The following is a 1,495-nucleotide window of genomic DNA, read 5'->3' on the forward strand; positions in this document are numbered from 1 at the left end:
ATGAATCCTCAACATTTGAGAAATTGGTTTGCTAATTGTTGCTACTGTACCTCATAACAGCGGGAACCGCTGTAAGTGGCGTTGCCCCCTACGCCCTCGACCCGAACAACGCAGATCGCCTCTGGGAGGAATCGTTGCGCCTGTTCGCCTGACCGGTGTTTTTGAACAAGAGTTCATAACACCCTCTATGCCGCTTGAAAACTGGTCTATCACTTAAAAGGAAAACTCAAAACTATGAATTCACTAGCAGATCAAACCACCAGTAATGCTGACGAGTCGGTAATCTGTGCTTTCCATCGCCAGATGATTGATGCTTGGAATCGAGGTAGCGGCGAAGGCTTCGCTGCCCCGTTCAGCGAAACTGCCGATTTCATTACGTTCGAGGGCACGCATCTCAAGGGTCGAAAAGAAATCGCTGCATTTCATCAGCAAGCGTTCGACACGGTTGTCAAAGGAACACGCCTGGAGGGTGAGGTGGATTTTGTTCGCTTCGTGAACTCGCAACTCGCGCTCATGCTCGTAGTTATCAGGGTAATACTGCCCGGACAAACCGAAACTTCACCGTCACGAGATTCGCTGCCGCTATACGTCGTAACCAAAGGCGACGAAGGTTGGCAGATCGAAGGGTTGCTCAATACCCGGAAGTTAACGCTAGAACGTCAATTCTTTTTAGACGACTTTGACTCACTGAGCGCAGAGGCTCAACGTCAAGTGACCGACCTCGTTTCAGGTCTCAAGCAGCGTCATTAAGCAGATCGGGACTGAATGACAAGCAGTTACAGGAATTTGTGACCAACCAAGCTAAAACGATCCCTCTGGGAAGAGTCGGTACACCCGATGAGATTACCAAAGCTGTTGTTTTTCTGGCTTCAGACAACAGCAACTTTGTAAACGGCATCGAGATGTTTGTCGATGGCAGTATGGCACAGATTTGAAGTCTAAAACTTTGGAGTTAACGATGAAACTCATCTCTGTCAACGTCGGACTTCCGCGTGAAGTGACCTGGAAAGGAAAAACCGTTAGCACTGGAATTTTCAAAGAGCCAGTCAGCAAACGGGTGATGGTAAGATCGCTCAATTTAGACGGTGATGGACAGGCTGATCTCACCGTTCATGGCGGATTAGACAAAGCCATATATGTCTATCCGTTCGAGCATTATGATTACTGGCAAAGTGAATTGCCTGATACAGAGTTCCCGCCAGGTATCTTTGGCGAAAATTTCACGAGCGCTGGGCTGAGAGAAGAGGACGTGAACATTGGCGATCGCTTTCACATCGGCACTGTAAAACTGATGGTGACACAACCTCGCCTACCTTGCTACAAACTGGGGATTCGGTTTGGACGAGCGGATATGGTTAAACGATTTCTCGCAAGTCGTCGAACCGGATTTTACTTCCGTGTTTTGCAAGAGGGCGAAGGGGAGCATCCCGGTTTTGCAAAAGCCTCAAATAGCCAAGAGGTCATTGAGGTAAGCACAACGAAGTTTTAGCATTTG

General features: G+C 48.4%; 3 protein-coding genes. All 3 read left to right on the top strand.

What is annotated here, in order from left to right; translation table 11 throughout:
• Window positions 1-234 precede the first annotated feature (234 nt).
• From QUA54_RS34165 to QUA54_RS34175, 3 genes are read left to right on the top strand one after another with little or no spacing between them, the layout of a single operon-like run.
• Window positions 235-750 carry an SgcJ/EcaC family oxidoreductase gene (locus QUA54_RS34165; protein ID WP_333419460.1) on the top strand — a complete coding sequence of 172 codons (516 nt, stop codon included), beginning with the start codon at window positions 235-237 and terminating at the stop codon, window positions 748-750.
• An 11-nt stretch (window positions 751-761) separates the two neighbouring features.
• Window positions 762-935 carry an SDR family oxidoreductase gene (locus QUA54_RS34170; RefSeq protein WP_445301619.1) on the top strand — a complete coding sequence of 58 codons (174 nt, stop codon included), beginning with the start codon at window positions 762-764 and terminating at the stop codon, window positions 933-935.
• Window positions 936-958: 23 nt separating this feature from the next.
• Entirely contained in the window at window positions 959-1,489 is a 531-nt protein-coding gene (locus QUA54_RS34175) for an MOSC domain-containing protein (RefSeq protein WP_333419464.1), read from the top strand.
• The last annotated feature ends 6 nt before the right edge of the window (window positions 1,490-1,495 follow it).

Origin of the sequence: Microcoleus sp. MOSTC5 (assembly GCF_036701825.1) — a bacterium.
Taxonomy (GTDB): domain Bacteria; phylum Cyanobacteriota; class Cyanobacteriia; order Cyanobacteriales; family Microcoleaceae; genus Microcoleus; species Microcoleus asticus.

Coding starts and splice junctions, on each gene's coding strand:
- QUA54_RS34175 (WP_333419464.1), top strand. CDS start 959: ATGAAACTCATCTCTGTCAACGTCGGACTTCCGCGTGAAGTGACCTGG.
- QUA54_RS34165 (WP_333419460.1), top strand. CDS start 235: ATGAATTCACTAGCAGATCAAACCACCAGTAATGCTGACGAGTCGGTA.